This is a genomic window from Acidovorax sp. NO-1, from assembly GCF_000238595.1.
Taxonomy (GTDB): Bacteria; Pseudomonadota; Gammaproteobacteria; order Burkholderiales; family Burkholderiaceae_C; genus Acidovorax.
Map to the genome: position 1 here is coordinate 1 of NZ_AGTS01000067.1, position 16,259 is coordinate 16,259.

Consider the following 16,259-nt stretch of genomic DNA (forward strand, 5'->3'; position numbering starts at 1 on the left):
CCCTGAAGACGCGCAGCGCCTGGAGGCCTACCGGGCGCAGAAGCGCGAACTGCACGTCTTGTTCGATCCCGTGCTGTATGAACAGCCGCCGCAGCGCCTGCTGAAATCGGCGCGCCCGCGTGCCGTGCCGCAGACGCCTTGGTACCTCCAGCGCCTGGCCGCTGGGATCGCCATCGCCGTCATCAGCGGCGCCACAGGCTGGGGCTTGCGGGGCGGCCTGCCCGCGGGGGGCGACGATGCCGGCCGCATGGCCGCCGCAGCACCCGCCGAGCGCGGCCTGACGCTGGTGTCAGCGGGCAGCTTCGCACAGCGCGCGGCGGTGGCCCATGCGGTGTACAGCCCAGACGCGCGCCGCCCGGTCGAGGTGGACGCGGCGCACGAAGACCAGCTCGTGGCCTGGCTGTCCAAGCGCATGGGCGCGCCGATGAAGCCGCCGCACCTGCAGGCCCAGGGCTACACGCTGGAAGGCGGGCGCCTGTTGCCGGGTGGCCAGGGGCCGGTGGCGCAGTTCATGTACCGCAACGAGCTCGGCAGCAAGCTGACGCTGTACGTGTCCAACGATGTCGCCGACGTGGGCAGTGCCGCGGGGCCGGACAAGGCACTGCAGGCCGGCGTGAAGAACACAGACACGGCCTTCCGCTTCGCACGCGAAGGTGTGGTCAATGTCTTCTACTGGGTCGACGGTCCCTTCGGCTACGCCCTGTCGTCCGACGCCGACCGCAGCGTGCTGGCGCAGGTGTCGGCCGAGGTCTATCGGCAACTTGGCACCCCGCGCTGAAGGCCAGGGCGGCGTCGGCGCGACGCGCTGTCGGCATGCCCAGGGAATGAAACGGCCCGAGCCGCGCTCTTGACCTGAAGCAAGCGCTGGGCAGTGGTTCATCGGCGGCTGCCGGCCCACGACCCAAGCGATCACTCTCCACAACAACTCAGAAAGCAAACATGACCACCCAACGCCGCGACATTCTCAAGTACACCCTGGCCGCCGCGGCAGCCAGCGCGCTGCCCGCAGCACATGCCCAGGCCCCGTCCGGCGCTTCAGCGGGAGCCGCAGCCACCGGCATCGACCCGCGCGATCGCGTCTTCATCACCAATGAAGACTCCAACACGCTGGTGGTCATCGACCCGAAGACCAACACCGTCGAGTCGACGATCAACCTGACCAGCTTTGACGAAGACCCTCGTCCCCCGTTTCGCTTTGTGACGGCCGGCGTGGCGCCAACGCACGCGGCGATGGTCCACAAGCCGCTGTACCACGGCTGTATCGATGCGCACGGCGCGGTGCCGTCGCCCGATGGCCGGTTGCTGGCCACCAGCGGGCGCGGCTCCAGCAACATTTATCTGATCGACGCCGAGCAGCGCCGCGTCATCGGCAACACACCCAACCCTGCGTCTGGGCCCACCACCAACCCCGAGCGCCTGAGTAGTGGCCTGCTGCTGGGCCGCGAACCGCACGAGCCCACTTTCACGCGCAACGGCCGCGAGCTGTGGGTCACGCTGCGCGGTGAAGACCGCATTGCCATCGTCGGCGTCGATCGTGCCGTTCGCCAGCTCAAGGGGGCCGACAGCCCGGGCTCCAGCGCGGTTCGCCAATACCTGCCCACGCTGAGCGGCCCGGCGCAGGTGTGGTTCAACCGTGAGGGTACGTTGGCCTTTGTGGCCAGCCAGAAGGTGTCGAAGATCGACGTGTTCCGCGTCAACCCCGGCGCGGATGGCCACAGCCAACCGCAGCGGCTGACCACGCTGGACATCAGCGCACAGGACAAACCCGGCTTCACGCCCTTCATGAAGACCACACCCGACGGTGCCGAGGTGTGGTTCTCGCACAAGCTGGCTGATGCGGTGTCTTGCCGCTCGACGCAGGGTGGCTTCGACCTGATCGACACCGTGCCGCTGGGCATGGGCGCGCGGCCCAACCACGTTGAGTTCGTGCGCAATGCGCGCGGCAGCGTGGTCTATGCCAGCCTGGCGCGCATCGACGATGGTGGCCCCGGCGGCGTGGCGTCGAGCCCGATCGCCATCATCGACCGCAGCGCTCCGGGCGGACAGCGCAAGGTGGTGGGCACCTTCTCCAGCCGTGGCCGCGAGTCGCACGGGTTGTGGACCAACCCCGAGAACACGCTGCTGTATGTGGCCCACGAACAGGACGAGCTGCCCGGCACGCCCAACGCGGGCCAGACCGTGTGCAGTGCATTTGATGTGAGCGACCCGCTGCGCCCGACCTTCATTGCGCAGATCCCCCTGGGCAATCTGACGCTGCCCTCTGGCGCGCTGCGCAACAAAAAGAGCATCAACCTCGTCTACGTGCGTGTGGGCGAGAAGGGCCAGACGGCATGAGCGGCGCGCACACCAGCCACGGCGCCAGCGCCGCGCACACCAGCGCATTCCAGCGGGATATGGACGAATCGATGGCCCGCATGATGCAGGCCATGCACAGCCCGGGCTACGCAGGCCAGGCCGACCAGGACTTTCTGGCGATGATGATTCCGCACCACGCCGGCGCTGTGGACATGGCGCGGCTGGTGTTGCAGCATGGGCGCGATCCTGTCACCCGGCAGTTGGCCGAGGAAATCATTGCCGGGCAGACGGTGGAGATCCAGAGCATGCAACGCCGACTGCACACCCTGCAGCAGCGCACAGCCAAAGGTGCGGAAGCGGAATTTCCGTCGCTGGGTGGGACGCGGGGGCCTTGATCGACAGCCCTAGGGAAAGTACCGATGAGCGCCACGGAATGAACCAAGCCACGCAGCGCTCTTGATCACCATGCTGTTCCAGTCTGCCGAGTCCCGCTATAACCAATGGGTGCGTGAGCACTACCGTTTTTTGCTGCGCAGTGCGTGGGCGCTCACTGGTTCGCGCGCCATTGCCGAAGACGTGGTGCAAGACTGTTTTGCCAACGCCTGGAAGCACCGGGAGCAACTGCGCGACGCTGCGCTGGCACGGGCTTGGCTCTTTCAGATCATGCGCCGCGCCGCCTTTCGCCAGGCCGCACCCAGCATGCAGTCGCTGGACGATGAAGAGCAGCCCGAGCAAGCGGCGCCCGACGCGGGGCTGGACGACAAACTCGATGTCGTCAAGGCGCTCGCGCGCCTGGCGCCCATCCACCGCGAGGTGCTGGTGCTGTTTTATTTCGACGACATGCCCACCGCCCAGATGGCCGAGGCGCTGGAGATCGCGCCCGGCACGGTGTTGTCGCGCCTAGCCCGTGCGCGCGACGCTTTGAAGCTGGCCATGGGGGTACCTGCGACACCCAAGGCCGATGTCAACGTTACCCCGTTTCGCAGGACCAAGACATGAGCCCCGATACCGACGCGCCTTTCCTGCCCGACAGCGAATTCGATTTGCGCGCGCGCGCCGAGTTGGCGATCGCCTTCGAGGCCAGCGACGCACCGGCACACCTGTACCGAAAGCCGCAGCCGCTGCTGGCGCGACGCGGCTTGCAGCGTTTTCTGGCTGCGCTTTTGCTGGCCGGTGGCACCAGCGGCGGGGTGCTAGCCGTGCGACCGCCAGCGATGGTGCGCGACGCGATCGACCACGAATACCACGAGCGCAGCTTGCGGGGCAGTTTCATGGAGCAGCGCCAGTTGCTCATGCACCTGGGCATGCGGGACGCCAACGTGGTGCCCGGGTTTCCCCAACTCATGCGGCCATGCGATATCGAAGGTCACCTCGCTTACCACCTCACCACGTTCTTCGAGAAGGGCGGCATGGTGACGGTGTATGCCTTTGACCAGCCTGTGGACCTGCGCGAGGCCAGCGGCTGGTGGAGCAACGTGCACTGGAAGGTGATCCGCTCGCGCGAGGGCAAGCCCTTGTTGCTGGTGGCCCAGAAAAAGAAGGCACTGGCGGTCGCGCAGACGGCACTGCAGGCACCTCCCGTGTCCGGGCCAGGCTGAGGCACCGCGTCCCTGTCAACGAATCAACCGCTCACCCCTTTCACCCCAACCGGCGCACGACGCCCAACCACCGGAGACCCCAGAAATGAACCAACAACCCACCTCGCTCCCCCGGCGCCACCTGCTGGCCGGCAGCGGCGCTGCTTTGGCTGCCGTTGGTCTGGCCAGCTTTGGCCGCACCGCAGCCGCTGCTGGTGAGACCGCGCCCGTCGCCGTGGCCGGTGCTGCCAAGCCTCTGCCAGCGTACGTGGGCTGGAAGGACCCGGCCAGCCTGATCGTGCACAGCAGCACCACCATTGAGACCAAGCGCAGTGTGTTCGGCACCAGCGTAATCACGCCGTCCGAGCAGCTCTACATCCGCAACAACCTGCCCGCGCCCGACGTCTCGATCCTGGGCAACCGCGATGCCTGGGAGATCAACATCGAGGGGGTGAAGAACCCGCGCAAACTCACGCTGGGCGACCTCAAGCGCATGGGCATCGAGACCACGGCGATGGTGTTGCAATGCTCTGGCAACGGACGCGGCTACTTCCCCAACAAGCCCAGTGGAACGCCTTGGCAAGTGGGCGCAGCAGGCTGTGTGGTGTGGAGCGGTGTGCCGGTGCGCTGGGTGGTGGATGCCCTGGGCGGCGTGGAGGCCGGCATGGCCTACCTCACCGGCACAGGCGGCGAAAAACTCCCCGATGGACTGGACCCCAAGAGCGTGATCGTGGAACGCTCGGTGCCTGCTGCCGCACTCGCCGATGCCCTGCTGGCCTGGGAAATGAACGGTGTGCCGATTTCGCTGGCCCACGGCGGCCCACTGCGCTTGATCGTGCCGGGTTACACGGGCGTGAACAACATCAAGTACGTCAAACGCCTGGCCTTCACCGCTCAGGAGACCGACGCACGCATCATGTCGCACGGCTACCGCATTTCACCGCCCGGCGCGAAGGGCGACCCGTCGCAGCCATCGGTGCAGGAAATGACGGTGAAGTCGTGGATCAACGGTCCCGGCACGGACGGCGCCCCGCTTAAAGCGGGTGACACACAGATCCATGGCGTGGCGTTTGGCGGCATGAACGCGGTGGCCAAGGTCGAGGTTTCTCTGGACGGCGGAAAAACCTGGCAGCTCGCGCGCATGGTGGGGCCCGACCTCGGCCGCTTTGCGTGGCGGCAGTTTGTTTTTGCGGCACGCCTGCCGGCGGGCCAGTTCACCCTGGCGAGCCGAGCCACCGACACCGCAGGCAACGTGCAGCCCGAACAACGCATGGAAAACGCGGGCGGCTACAACAACACCAGCTGGGCCGACCACGCCGTGAAAGTGAGCGTGGCATGAAGCGCACAATCCAAAAACACGCGTTGGTCGCTGCCCTGTGGTCGTTGGCATTCACAGTGCTGCCCGTGCACGCCGCCGACGATGCCGCGCAACTTCAACAAGGCAAGGTGTTGTTCGGCCAAGGCGCGGTGCCTGCCTGCGCCCTGTGCCATGCGCTCAAGGACGCGGGAGCCGAAGGCGCCGTGGGCCCCAGCCTGGACGAGCTCAAGCCCGATGCCAAGCGCGTGGCCACCGCGCTGCGCAACGGGATTGGGCAGATGCCGTCCTACAACGGCAAACTCAGTGATGCGCAAATTGCCGCCCTGGCGGCCTACGTGGCCAAGGCTTCGGGTGGATCAAAGTGATGGCTGGTTGGCCACAGCGCTGCTGCGCCAACTGACAAAAAGGACGGGATCACCTGCAAACAGCGATCCCGACTGAGTGGCTGACCCAGGGCGGGTCAGCCACTCACCATCACTTGCCTGGTTTGATGTCGGGGACCACCATCCAGCCAGCCCCCATCATCACAACCGCCGGGAACTTCTCGCCGGCCTAAGTCTTGCCCAGCATGGCCTTGTGCTCGCGGTAAGCCATCAACGCTGGCGACACGCCCAGGTGATTGATCGCACCATGCTTGATGCTGCTGCAGTCTTGCTCGTCGAGCTTGCAGATCTCTGCACGCTGTTGTCAACTCTCTAGCAATGTCAACTACGCGCCTGAAACCTGTCTCTGCGCCTTACCACGATGCATGAATAGGAGTGATCGCAATCCGGCACGCCAAGGGCATGCACGTTGAAAACTCGAACGGCAGCAACCGCTGCTTATGGAGAGCTCTCCATAAGCAGCGATTGCTGTCGGTCGACACCGAACGGCGAACTTACGCTGCCTGGGTTCAAGCAGTCACTGGGCAGGCAGGCTGCTATTGCCGCGAGCGTCGCCGATGCGAAGCACAGTGGCCGGCTCGGCTTCGTGAGTGAGCCGCGCATTCTCCCGTCGCGCATAACGCCTGACTGTCGTCTCTTGGCAGTTGCCGACCGTTGGCGCGGACCCTGGGCTCCGGGAAATCCCTCGCCCAAAGGGCTAAAAGAAAGTCCTCTTGGCGGCCGCGATGGTGGCGGCCACCACGAGGGAGCGGCTGAAGCACAGCTTCTGACCATTGCGCGGAACTTCCTGAAAGACGTTCCCGCGGCTTGACTCATTTCGGCGCCTTCGCAGGGGCCCATGGCTTGAGCGATGCTCACATCAGAAGTTAAACAGACTCGGTTGCCTGATCTGTTGGTGCGGCCGAAACTCTGGTCATCCGAGTCACCTCACCAAGGATCTACATGAAGTCTCTCCAGACACGCACCAGCAGGAGGATTTTTTCTGTTCTGTGCGCTCTCGCGTTGGCGTCGCTTGCGGGGCCAGGCATGGCCGACAACTATCCCTCCAAGCCGATCCGCATCATTTCGCCCAGCCCCCCGGGCGGAGGCACCGATGCAATGTCGCGGCTGGTGGCTTCCAGGCTGACCGAGACGGCCAAGTGGCAGGTATTTGTCGAGAACGTACCCGGAGCCGGCAACAACATCGGGCTGCGCGCTGGCGCAAGAGCGGCTCCCGACGGTTACACCCTGGTCATGGGAGAAACCAGCAACCTTGCAGTCAACCCGTACCTCTACAAGAGCCTCGATTTCAGCGCGGTGGACGATCTGGTGCCGGTCGCGCTGATGGGCTCGGGCCCGCTCGTGCTGGTCGTTCGCACGGGAAGCCGCTTCGACAGCCTTGCGTCGATCATCCAGGCCGGCAAGAAGAGCGATCTGTTCTACGCTTCATCCGGAAGTGGAACAGTCGGTCACCTGGTCGCAGAAAGCCTGCGTGATGCTACCGGCATCAAGCTGCAGCACATACCGTACAAGGGCGCCGGCCCTGCGATGAATGACCTGCTGGGTGGCCAGGTCGACCTGTACTTCGCCTCGCTGACTGCTTCACTCCCGCAAATCGCCGCCGGGAAGATCAGGCCACTGGCCGTTTCGTCTGAAAAGCGGCACGCCGCGCTGCCGCAGGTGGCGACCCTGGCGGAGTTGGGTTTCCCGAGCTTGACCTACACGGCGTTCTACGGCGTTGTCGCGCCGGCGCGCACACCCGAGGGCGTGCTGGACCTTCTGAACAAGCAGATCAACAATGCATTGGACACGGACGAAGTGCGGGCGGTGTTTGCCAAGCAGGGCATCACGCCCCAGCTGATTTCGCGAACCCAGTTCGCCTCCTTCCTGGCCGCGGAGCGCGCCAAGTGGTCGGCAGTGGTCAAGAAAACGGGGGCAACCGTTGACTGATTGCAAAACGCCGGTCGACCTGCGCAGCGACACAGTCACGCAGCCGACGGAGGCGATGTACGAGAGCATGCTGAAGGCGCCGCTGGGCGATGACGGCCTGGACGGCGATCCGACGGCAGAAGAATTGGAGAGCGGCGTTGCGACTTTGCTGGGCAAGGAGGCCGCTCTCTTCGTACCCAGCGCGACCATGGGGAACCTCGCGGCCATCCTGGCGCAAACCGCCCGCCAGGAACTCGTGGTGACGGAGGCTTCCTCGCACATCTACACGGCGGAACGCGGCGCAGCAACGTTGACGGGCGCTTTCTATGAGCCGATCGCAGGCGTCGCCGGGGCGATGAACCTCGAACGGCTGGAGCAGGTCCTTGTGGAGCCACGGGGCAGGCTCAAGACAGCCCTGGTCTGCATGGAGACATCCCACAACAACGCCGGGGGGACGGCGTTGCCGTTGGAGCACATGCGACAAGTGCATGACCTGTCCCGGCGCCATGGCGCCAGCATCCATCTCGACGGAGCCCGCCTCTTCAACGCAGCGGTGGCCTTGCGCGTGGCGCCTGCAGCCATCGCTGCTTGCACAGACACTGTCACGATCTGCCTGTCGAAAGGACTTTCGGCCCCCATGGGCGGTGTGGTCGCCGGCACAACTGCCGTGATAGCGCGGGCGCGCGCGATTCGAAAGATGCTGGGCGGCACGCAACGCCAAGTGGGCATCGCGGCGGCGGCAGGACTGGTAGCAATCAACAGCATGGTGGCCCGACTGGAAGAAGATCACAAGAGGGCGGCGCTGCTTTCTGACGGACTCAACGCGATCGCGGGGCTAAAGGCGAACAGCCCGCAAACCAACATCGTCCAGGTTGATGTCAGCGCCACGGGCATGGATGCCTCACTTTGGGTTGAGAGCCTCCGAAGCATGGGTGTTCTCGTGCGGCCATGGTCGCGATCCCTGCTTCGTTGCGTGACGCACCGGCACCTGAGCGATGTCGATGTGGAGACGGCTGTCCAGGCATTCACGTTCGTAAGTAGCAGCGTGGCCGCCGTAGGACGCCGCACGCCAAGCGCTGCGACGCACAGTGCCGCCATCGGCTAGCCGCTGCGCGAGGTCAGGTTGCCCTGCCGACTCGCGATGATCGACAGGAACGCGTCGCGCGCTGCGTTCACGTTACGGCTGTCCTGGTCGGCCTTGCGCCGCACAAGCGAAAGCTGCCGCGATGGGGGATTCCTTCCCAGCGGGACAACACGCAAGTCGTAAGCGCTGATGAGCTTGGGACGTGGGAGCGGCACGACGGATACGCCAAGGCCCTCGGACACCATGGCGACGATGGCGTCGATCGACCTCAAGTCCACGATCCCTCGCGAGCCTGGGGCCACCCGCCGGACATACTCAGCGGCCGCGCGGCCGCCACTCGTCTGGCGGTCGTAGGCAATCCAGGGCAGTTTACGCAACAGCTCCTGCGGCCTCGCTTCCTTCACGTCCGCCGCAGTCAGCATGACAAACGGCTGCCGGACCAGGTCTTCCCAAATCAGCCTGGAGGATCCGCCTGAGGGGGGGCGCACCAGTGCAGCCGCGTCGAGCTTTCCCGCGGCCAGGGCATCGAGCAAATCCGGGGTGTCGTTCAAAGGCGCGACGGAGACCTCCAGGGCGGGGTGCTCATCTCTCAGGCTTCGCAGCACGTAGGGAAGCAGGTCAGATTGAATGCTGGTGAGCGAGCCGAGCCGCAAGGTGCCGGACACCGTGAGAGTTGGTCGCACTCGCAGAGCCTGGATGCGGGCCGTTGTATCCCTGGCCGCCTGCGCGACCTCCAGCGCGAATGCTGTCGGCCGGCTCTGACGTGAAGACCGGTCGAAAAGGGGCTTGCCGAAGTAGGTCTCCAGCTGCTTGACCTGCAGGCTGACAGCACTGGGCGTGCAGCCGATCACACCGGCCGCGGCCGTGAAGCTTCCCTTGTCAAGGATGGCCACCAGGGTAGCCAGATTGGAAAGATTTAGCACGCCTGTATCCCTTCATCAAGTTGAAGCTCCGGATGATCATGAGAATAGCTCAAGGGCCGGAAGCACCATTTTTCGTAAGCTCCTCGACTCCGCGTGTGGGAGGGTGAATGGCGGCCCGTGCGAGCGCCTTGAGCAAGCCTCACATGTTGGGTGACGAAATCTCGTTTGCACTTGGCTGCGGTGCCCCCTAAGCTATTCGCATGCATCAGTTGCCTCCAGCCCAACCCGGAATGCGAGAGTCCGAGGTCGAAACGCCTGCCTTGATCCTCGATCTCGACGCATTCGAATTCAATCTCGACACAATGGCGCGCATGGTGGCAGGAGTCAGCGCCAGGCTTCGTCCGCATGCGAAGACGCACAAATCCCCCGTCGTGGCGAACCTGCAGATGCGCCGCGGCGCCATTGGCCAGTGCGTGCAGAAAGTCGCGGAAGCGGAGGTCATGGCTTGGGGAGGTGTGGAAGACATCCTGGTGACCAACCAGATCGTCGATCCGCGCAAGCTTGCCAGGCTTGCCGCCCTGTCCCGGATAGCGCAAGTTGCCCTTTGCGTTGACAGCCCTGAGCACGTTTCGCTGCTGGAAGCTGCTGCTCGGACTGCCGGCGTCAGGATGTCCGTCCTCGTGGAAATCGACGTCGGCTCTCGCCGCTGCGGCGTGCCTGCGGGAGAGGAGGCCGTCGGGCTTGCGAGGCTTATCGCAGGCTCGCGCCACCTCGCCTTCGCGGGACTCCAGGCCTATCACGGCGCAGCGCAGCACTTGCGCAGTGCAGTCGAGCGGCGCGAGGCCATCGGCAAGGCTATTGCCGCTTGCGAACGAACCGTCGAAGGACTGAGCCGGGCGCGCATTCCCTGCGGGATCGTCTCCGGCGCCGGGACGGGGACGTTTGAGCTGGAAGCCGCGTCGGGCGTCTATACCGAGCTCCAGGCCGGCAGCTATTGCTTCATGGACGGCGACTATGCGGCCAACCTCCAGGAAGATGGTCAGCCATTCCGCACCTTCAGGCATTCCTTGTTCGTCCTAGCCTCCGTCATGAGCACCGCCAGGCCGGGGCTGGCGGTGCTGGACGCGGGGCACAAGGCCGTCGCCATCGAAAGAGGGCTACCGACCGTGTGGCAGCAACCAGATTTGCGCATTGTTTCGGCGGCGGACGAGCATGCGCGGATGGAGTATCCCGCAGGCCGCGCAACGCCAGAGATCGGGGAAAGACTGCGACTTATCCCCGGACACTGCGATCCCACGGTTGACCGTTTCGACTGGTATGTCTGCGTCAGGGCGGGCCGAGTGGAAAGCGTCTGGCCTATCACCGCCCGTGGAGGCATGCAATGAACACCAGCGGGGATACGGGCTGCCTCACCTTTTATCTGAGCCAGGGAATGACCACATGAAAATTTCGCCTCAATTTCTCTTGGGTGTCGCTGCGGCGCTGCTGGTCCCCGGGATCGCAAGCGCCCAATTGTCGACTTCGACGTGGCCTGCCAAACCCATCACCCTCATCGTCGACGCGGCGCCAGGCAGTTCGAACGACGCATTCGCACGTACCATCGGAAAGCGCCTGCATGAAACGCTCGGTCAACCCGTCGTGATCGACAACAAGCCCTCGGGGGGAGGGATCATTGCGAATTCACTGGTGGCCAAAGCGGCCCCCGATGGCTACACACTTGTTCTGCTGTCCACGACGTTCACGACGGTGGCGGCGACTCGAGCCAACCTCCCGTATGACCCGATCAGAAGCTTCAAGCCGGTCGCGCGTCTCGCAACGGGTCCGATGCTTGTGGCGGTTGCAGCCGACTCACGCTACAAGAGCATCCAAGATCTGGTGAGCGCCGCCAAGGCGCAGCCAGGGAAGCTGAATTACGGCACATCGGGCGTTGGCGGCATCAATCACTTCGCCGCGGAACTGCTGATGGACGCCGCGGACATCAAGATGACGCAGGTGCCTTACAAAGGCATCAGCCTGGCCATCACAGACTTGATCGGCGGACAAGTCCAGGTCGTTCTGTCAAGCGCTGCCTCCGTGTTGCCCCATGTGGCAAACGGCAGGGTTCGAGCGCTGGCCGTCACGACTTCGCAGCGATCGCCGGTTGTGCCCGATCTGCCTTCGACCGAACAAGCTGGCTACAAGGGCAGCGCGAGTGAGCTCTGGTGGGGTGTGCTGGCTCCGGCAGGCACGCCGACTGCCGTGGTCGATCGCCTGAACACGGAGATCAACAGGATCCTCGATTCGGCTGAGATGAAGGCGTTCTTCCTGAAGGCCGGAGCAGAGGCCGCGCCGATGAAGGCAGTCGAATTCGAACAGTTCATCGCGACGGAGATCACCCGCTGGAAGAAGATCGCGGCGGCGGCCGGTATCCAGGCCGAGTGAGCGGCTGAGTTTTCGTCTGGCTTGCGGCCGGCGGCCACCTGCCGGGCTCAGAACGCGGCGATGCACGTTTGCGCCCGGCCAAGGATCAGCGCATGGATGTCGTGAGTGCCCTCGTAGGTGTTCACCACCTCCGGGTTCACTAGGTGGCGTGCAACGCCGAACTCGTCGCTGATGCCGTTTCCGCCCATCATGTCGCGAGCGATCCGGGCGATGTCCAGCGCCTTGCCGCAGGAGTTCCGCTTCATTATGGAGGTGATATCCACCCAGGCAGTGCCCTCGTCCTTCATGCGGCCCAGACGCAGGCAGCCCTGCAGACCCAGGGTGATTTCGGTTTGCATGTCGGCCAGCTTCTTCCGCACCAGCTGGTTGGCGGTCAGCGGCTTGCCGAACTGGTTGCGGTCCAGCAAGTACTGGCGGGCCCGGAACCAGCAGTCCTCCGCCGCGCCCAGCGCGCCCCAGGCGATGCAGTAGCGGGCTGAGTTCAGGCAGGTGAATGGGCCCTTCAGGCCCCGCACCTCGGGGAATGCGTTTTCCTCCGGGCAGAACACCTCCTCCATCACGATTTCACCGGTGATCGAGGCGCGCAAGCCCACCTTGCCGTGGATGGCGGGGGCGGACATGCCGTCGGCGGCGCAGCACTTGTTCGAGGTCAAGGGCTCTGAATGACCGCTGTTGGCGCTCACCGCTGTCCAGTCATCTTCCGTGCATGTCTCACATCAGCTTTTGGGCAGCCGCCAGCAAGTCAGCCGATTTGAACCAACTCGTGGTCAATGTACTTCTTCATTCAGAAGTCCCTGGGTAAGTTCCAAGGCGTCCTGGGTGCTCAGCCATGCTGGGCGCGGACGACCTTTTTTCGTGTCGCACCTGAGCACTGCATCGATCATGTTTGGGGGAATACCTGTGATCCCGATCCGCGCACCTACAAGTCCTCCGACTATGCAAGCATTCGTATCTGTGTCCCCTCCATACCCGAGGACACTTTGCAGTGCGTCGATGTACGGAGTGCCGAGTCGCATGTGATGAAAAGCGTGGATAAAGGCGATACGCACAAACCCCATGCTGTGTTGTCCGTCTGGCAATGTGCCAATGGCCGCATCTTCGAGCCATCCATGCACTTCCTCCGAGTCGTCTCTTGGGGCAAGTGCAAGCGCCCATCGCGCCTGCTCAAACGCACCCTCAGTGTCGTTGAGATGGAGTAGCAAATGCCGAATGGCAACTACGTAGGCAGCGCAGGCCCACAAACAGCTAGGATTTGGATGAGTGAGGCGTGCATCGTCGCAGGCTGCTTTCACCGCATCTTCCTGTGACACTCCTGTAGACCAGATGCCCAGCGCACTGGATCTCATGAGGGCTCCATTCGCCTTGGAGCCCATGTTGTACATCGCCGCTCTTCTCGAAACAGAATCGGCTATGAAATCTCCGTCTTCGATCGGTCCCCCGAGTGCTGCAGAGGTAGCTTGCCCCATATCGAATGGATTGCTGGCAACCCATGCGCGGTAGTTGGTCGCGACCTTCTCTCGCGGAAATACTGTAGAACCTACGAGGGCACGGGCGAGTGAGAGCGTCATCTCTCCATCGTCTGTGATTTGGCCTGGAGCTAGTCCAAAGACTCCTCCACCCTTCATTACTAACGCTTCGCCCACATCGGCCTGCGTCGGTATTCTTCCGAGGAACTCCAGTCGAGATCCTGCTGCGTCGCCGACCAATGCGCCTAGCAAACATCCTTGAGCCAAGTTCTGGATGGAATTCATGCTTTTCTTCCCGAGGAAAAATTCTCCTGCTCTGCGGCAGTACAGGCATCAAATGGAGGCGTGTCGGGTGCGTCTTCAGTCATCCACCGGCATAGTTCTCGCGACACGAAGTCCGCAAACACAGCCATGGAGTCTTGATCGTCAGGGATTGATTCTCCCGCCGGCCCCCGAGCATGAAAACTCCACACCTGGCCCATCCAAGTGACTCGCAGCCACACGTCACCATCCTTCCCACGCCAAAAGTCTGCGACGGAAGAACCGGACCCAGAAACGCCTCCCAGAACCGTACAGCCCACTCCGGGTACCAGGCAGCGCCTGAGACCCTTGGCGGAAAACGCAGGCAGGCTTGTCACTATGAGCGCGCTGGTCGAATTCAAGACGTAGCCCATTTCTTGCCAAAGAGCTCCTTGCCGTCTGTCACCAATGGACCAAATTCATGAGTCTCACGATTGAGAAGACGGTAGCCCGTCTCCGCCTTTTTCTTGGTATTCCACTGGTACAGCAAAACCTTGCACACTTGGTAAAGATCAGCCACTCGTTCCATACGGGCAATTTCTTCGCGCGTGGGTGTCTTTGCACCGCCGCCCTTGACCTGGATGAGCATGATGTCGAAGAGGTCTAGGTGCTTGAGGTCGGCGTCCTCGGGGGAGTCTGATAGTTCCCAACGCTTTCGGATGGCCAGGATGTCAACGATGCCTGCAGACTCTCGACCCTTAGGCCCCGGAAAGTCGACCCATTGCCACCTCCCGCCATGCTTGCGTGATTCACGGATCAAATGGGCCTTGGCCAAGGCGGTAGCTTTCTTTGCAGTGTCGATGGCACCTGTTGCAGCCTTTTGCCATTTTGTGACCGAATCAACTCCATCAATCGACGGGTTCTTTTGTTGCGAGTCCGCGTGCAGGGCAACCTCTGGTGGAGTCTCGATCCTTTTACGCATCTGAGCCTCCTTCAGCAAAGAAATTCTTGGTACTCAGTTCAGATTCACCGTCCCATCGGTAAGCGACCAGCGGACCACCTTTCCCGGCGCTGTAATCCACACACGCAATCTTGCTGCTCTGGAGTACAGGCTCGCCTTGCATCCAGTAGTGGCCCATGAAAACCGGTTTGCGCTGGTCGTAGATAGGCCTACTCTGAGCAGGTACGGTTGCTGCGGGAAGCGCCATACGCGCCTCATCCGGCATGAGCGCCAAATCTCGATAGCTATGACTGGTTTCGTCCCACCAGCGAATGCGCACATTGCGCCGTTCGTGCCCGTCCTTGTCAAGAAACGCGTGCCCGTCAGGGAGCGCGACTTCCAAACCCTTGGTCAAACCCTCAACTGCTTCAAATACCGCGTCGCCCTGACGGCTCGCCCGGACCATCAATTCCGTGGTCAGTGTTTGCGAGGGCCCCAGCAAAGGTTTGAGTTCCGAGATGTAGCCGTCATGCCAACAAGCGTGAATCACTCGCAATTCGGGCAGGTCCAGCCAGAGCGGCAAGGTGAGAAACCATTCGATGATTTCATCGTGCAGTCGCGTCCCCTCAACCTCCGCCAGGAAATGCTGGTGCTGTTGACGGTTCTTAGCGCCGGTTGCACCGTGGCGCGGACGCAGAAAGAACCCTTCCGCAGTGGCAGGGTCTGCGGTGTGCCATGCAATTGCATTGAATTCGTGATTCCCGAGTATTGCCAGGGCGCTGCCAGACTCCACCATGGCGCGCACGATCCTGTAGGTGTCCACCTGCCGAGGCCCCCTGTCGATGTAGTCGCCCACAAAGATGGCTCTGCGATGCGGGTGCTGAAATGCCCCGGCTTTCAGCCGATACCCCATCCCCTCCAAGAGAGCCTCTAACTTGCTCGCCTGACCATGTACGTCTCCGACGATGTCGTAGCCCATGAGATCCCCCTTAGTTGCATAATGCCACTATTGTGCATGTGTTAGTGGCAATTTGCAACTATGATTAAGAATCGTGAACTCTTCCCACTCGTCAGTGTCGATATCGCGTTGTTCAGCGTGGTCGATGAGTGCCTTAAAGTGCTGCTGGTGAAGAGGGCGCAAGAACCCGAAGTCGGGCAATGGGCATTGCCTGGTGGCGTGCTCAAACCCCATCTGGACAACTCTCTTGAAGCGACGGCGCGCCGAGTACTAGCCGACAAGGTGGCCATTGAATTGCCACATCTGCAAGAAGTGCGCACATACAGCGGGCCAGACCGCGACCCCCGAGGGTGGTCTATCGCCGTCTTGTTTTATGCCTTACTACCTCTGGACAAGACCGATGCCGTTGTCCGTAACAAAGTAGAGGCAGTGGAATGGGTGGACGTTGTCTCTCCAAAACGCCGCCTGGCTTTTGACCATTCGGAACAACTGGAGGTAGCGGTCCAGAAACTGCGGGCCAAAGTGACAGCAGATGTACTTCCCCTACACCTGCTGCCCGAACACTTCACGTTGTCGCAGTTGCAAAAGGTGGTCGAGATCATCTTGGGTCATCCACTCGACAAGAGTTCTTTCCGACGACGCCTGAAGACATCGGACGACATTATTGAGACCGATGAGTTTGTGCGAGGGGCACAACGTCCGGCGCAAGTTTTTAGGGCCAGGCAGGACTTCACGTTCTAGGAAGGGGAGATTGGCTCGTGAAGACGAGGCTCAGCCCAGATGAGCTGTAGTGAACTGGTGAGATA

The 16,259-nt window shown here is 62.8% G+C and carries 16 protein-coding genes and 1 pseudogene; 12 read left to right on the forward strand and 5 right to left on the reverse strand.

Annotation, left to right across the window (positions count from 1 at the left end; all coding sequences use genetic code 11):
• From KYG_RS07260 to KYG_RS07300, 9 genes are all read left to right on the forward strand, one after another.
• On the forward strand, positions 1-778 hold a 778-nt coding region (locus tag KYG_RS07260; RefSeq protein ID WP_008904208.1), incomplete at its 5' end, for an anti-sigma factor.
• 161 nt (positions 779-939) lie between these two features.
• Positions 940-2,334, forward strand: a complete 1,395-nt coding sequence (locus KYG_RS07265) for a YncE family protein (RefSeq protein ID WP_008904209.1) — start codon at positions 940-942, stop codon at positions 2,332-2,334.
• A complete protein-coding gene (locus KYG_RS07270) occupies positions 2,331-2,690 on the forward strand; it encodes a DUF305 domain-containing protein (protein WP_008904210.1) in 360 nt (119 codons plus the stop codon). Before KYG_RS07265 ends, KYG_RS07270 begins: the two co-directional genes overlap by 4 nt.
• 70 nt (positions 2,691-2,760) lie before the next feature.
• Complete coding sequence (locus tag KYG_RS07275; protein ID WP_050813810.1) at positions 2,761-3,294, forward strand: RNA polymerase sigma factor; 534 nt, start codon at positions 2,761-2,763, stop codon at positions 3,292-3,294.
• The gene (locus tag KYG_RS07280; protein ID WP_008904212.1) at positions 3,291-3,893 is read left to right on the forward strand and encodes a hypothetical protein; all 603 of its coding nucleotides are present in this window, start codon (positions 3,291-3,293) and stop codon (positions 3,891-3,893) included. The genes KYG_RS07275 and KYG_RS07280 overlap by 4 nt, the downstream gene beginning before the upstream one ends.
• Before the next feature lie 85 nt (positions 3,894-3,978).
• Positions 3,979-5,211, forward strand: a complete 1,233-nt coding sequence (locus KYG_RS07285; RefSeq protein WP_008904213.1) for a sulfite oxidase — start codon at positions 3,979-3,981, stop codon at positions 5,209-5,211.
• Entirely contained in the window at positions 5,208-5,555 is a 348-nt protein-coding gene (locus KYG_RS07290; protein ID WP_008904214.1) for a cytochrome c, read from the forward strand. Before KYG_RS07285 ends, KYG_RS07290 begins: the two co-directional genes overlap by 4 nt.
• A 1,044-nt stretch (positions 5,556-6,599) precedes the next feature.
• Positions 6,600-7,502, forward strand: coding sequence for a tripartite tricarboxylate transporter substrate binding protein (locus KYG_RS07295; RefSeq protein ID WP_008904215.1), 903 nt, complete (start codon positions 6,600-6,602; stop codon positions 7,500-7,502).
• A complete protein-coding gene (locus KYG_RS07300; protein WP_008904216.1) occupies positions 7,495-8,586 on the forward strand; it encodes a low specificity L-threonine aldolase in 1,092 nt (363 codons plus the stop codon). The genes KYG_RS07295 and KYG_RS07300 overlap by 8 nt, the downstream gene beginning before the upstream one ends.
• Here the strand turns inward: KYG_RS07300 and KYG_RS07305 are convergent.
• A complete protein-coding gene (locus KYG_RS07305) occupies positions 8,583-9,488 on the reverse strand; it encodes a LysR family transcriptional regulator (RefSeq protein ID WP_008904217.1) in 906 nt (301 codons plus the stop codon). The two genes, KYG_RS07300 and KYG_RS07305, sit on opposite strands and share 4 nt — an antisense overlap.
• 200 nt (positions 9,489-9,688) lie before the next feature.
• Between KYG_RS07305 and KYG_RS07310 the strand changes: the two genes are divergently transcribed.
• Both KYG_RS07310 and KYG_RS07315 read left to right on the forward strand, forming a co-directional pair.
• Positions 9,689-10,813 carry a DSD1 family PLP-dependent enzyme gene (locus KYG_RS07310; protein ID WP_034693642.1) on the forward strand — a complete coding sequence of 375 codons (1,125 nt, stop codon included), beginning with the start codon at positions 9,689-9,691 and terminating at the stop codon, positions 10,811-10,813.
• A 55-nt stretch (positions 10,814-10,868) separates the two neighbouring features.
• On the forward strand, positions 10,869-11,849 hold the full coding sequence (locus KYG_RS07315; RefSeq protein ID WP_008904219.1) for a tripartite tricarboxylate transporter substrate binding protein: 981 nt from the start codon (positions 10,869-10,871) through the stop codon (positions 11,847-11,849).
• 47 nt (positions 11,850-11,896) lie between these two features.
• On the opposite strand, the pseudogene KYG_RS07320 reads toward KYG_RS07315, so the two are convergent.
• The 4 genes and pseudogenes from KYG_RS07320 to KYG_RS07335 all read right to left on the reverse strand — a co-directional run.
• Positions 11,897-12,472, reverse strand: a pseudogene (locus tag KYG_RS07320) (acyl-CoA dehydrogenase family protein); the annotation flags it as partial.
• A gap of 144 nt (positions 12,473-12,616) precedes the next feature.
• The gene (locus KYG_RS23655) at positions 12,617-13,600 is read right to left on the reverse strand and encodes an ADP-ribosylglycohydrolase family protein (protein WP_085942525.1); all 984 of its coding nucleotides are present in this window, start codon (positions 13,598-13,600) and stop codon (positions 12,617-12,619) included.
• A gap of 373 nt (positions 13,601-13,973) precedes the next feature.
• A complete protein-coding gene (locus tag KYG_RS07330; RefSeq protein WP_008904222.1) occupies positions 13,974-14,537 on the reverse strand; it encodes a hypothetical protein in 564 nt (187 codons plus the stop codon).
• Complete coding sequence (locus KYG_RS07335; protein ID WP_008904223.1) at positions 14,530-15,474, reverse strand: metallophosphoesterase; 945 nt, start codon at positions 15,472-15,474, stop codon at positions 14,530-14,532. Before KYG_RS07335 ends, KYG_RS07330 begins: the two co-directional genes overlap by 8 nt.
• Positions 15,475-15,534: 60 nt before the next feature.
• Here KYG_RS07335 and KYG_RS07340 point away from each other — a divergent pair, with 60 nt between their 5' ends.
• Positions 15,535-16,194: an NUDIX domain-containing protein gene (locus KYG_RS07340; RefSeq protein ID WP_008904224.1), complete on the forward strand. Its 660-nt coding sequence runs from the start codon at positions 15,535-15,537 to the stop codon at positions 16,192-16,194.
• The last annotated feature ends 65 nt before the right edge of the window (positions 16,195-16,259 follow it).

Coding starts and splice junctions, on each gene's coding strand:
- KYG_RS07265 (WP_008904209.1), top strand. CDS start 940: ATGACCACCCAACGCCGCGACATTCTCAAGTACACCCTGGCCGCCGCG.
- KYG_RS07270 (WP_008904210.1), top strand. CDS start 2,331: ATGAGCGGCGCGCACACCAGCCACGGCGCCAGCGCCGCGCACACCAGC.
- KYG_RS07275 (WP_050813810.1), top strand. CDS start 2,761: ATGCTGTTCCAGTCTGCCGAGTCCCGCTATAACCAATGGGTGCGTGAG.
- KYG_RS07280 (WP_008904212.1), top strand. CDS start 3,291: ATGAGCCCCGATACCGACGCGCCTTTCCTGCCCGACAGCGAATTCGAT.
- KYG_RS07285 (WP_008904213.1), top strand. CDS start 3,979: ATGAACCAACAACCCACCTCGCTCCCCCGGCGCCACCTGCTGGCCGGC.
- KYG_RS07290 (WP_008904214.1), top strand. CDS start 5,208: ATGAAGCGCACAATCCAAAAACACGCGTTGGTCGCTGCCCTGTGGTCG.
- KYG_RS07295 (WP_008904215.1), top strand. CDS start 6,600: ATGGCCGACAACTATCCCTCCAAGCCGATCCGCATCATTTCGCCCAGC.
- KYG_RS07310 (WP_034693642.1), top strand. CDS start 9,689: ATGCATCAGTTGCCTCCAGCCCAACCCGGAATGCGAGAGTCCGAGGTC.
- KYG_RS07315 (WP_008904219.1), top strand. CDS start 10,869: ATGAAAATTTCGCCTCAATTTCTCTTGGGTGTCGCTGCGGCGCTGCTG.
- KYG_RS23655 (WP_085942525.1), bottom strand. CDS start 13,600: ATGAATTCCATCCAGAACTTGGCTCAAGGATGTTTGCTAGGCGCATTG.
- KYG_RS07330 (WP_008904222.1), bottom strand. CDS start 14,537: ATGCGTAAAAGGATCGAGACTCCACCAGAGGTTGCCCTGCACGCGGAC.
- KYG_RS07335 (WP_008904223.1), bottom strand. CDS start 15,474: ATGGGCTACGACATCGTCGGAGACGTACATGGTCAGGCGAGCAAGTTA.
- KYG_RS07340 (WP_008904224.1), top strand. CDS start 15,535: ATGATTAAGAATCGTGAACTCTTCCCACTCGTCAGTGTCGATATCGCG.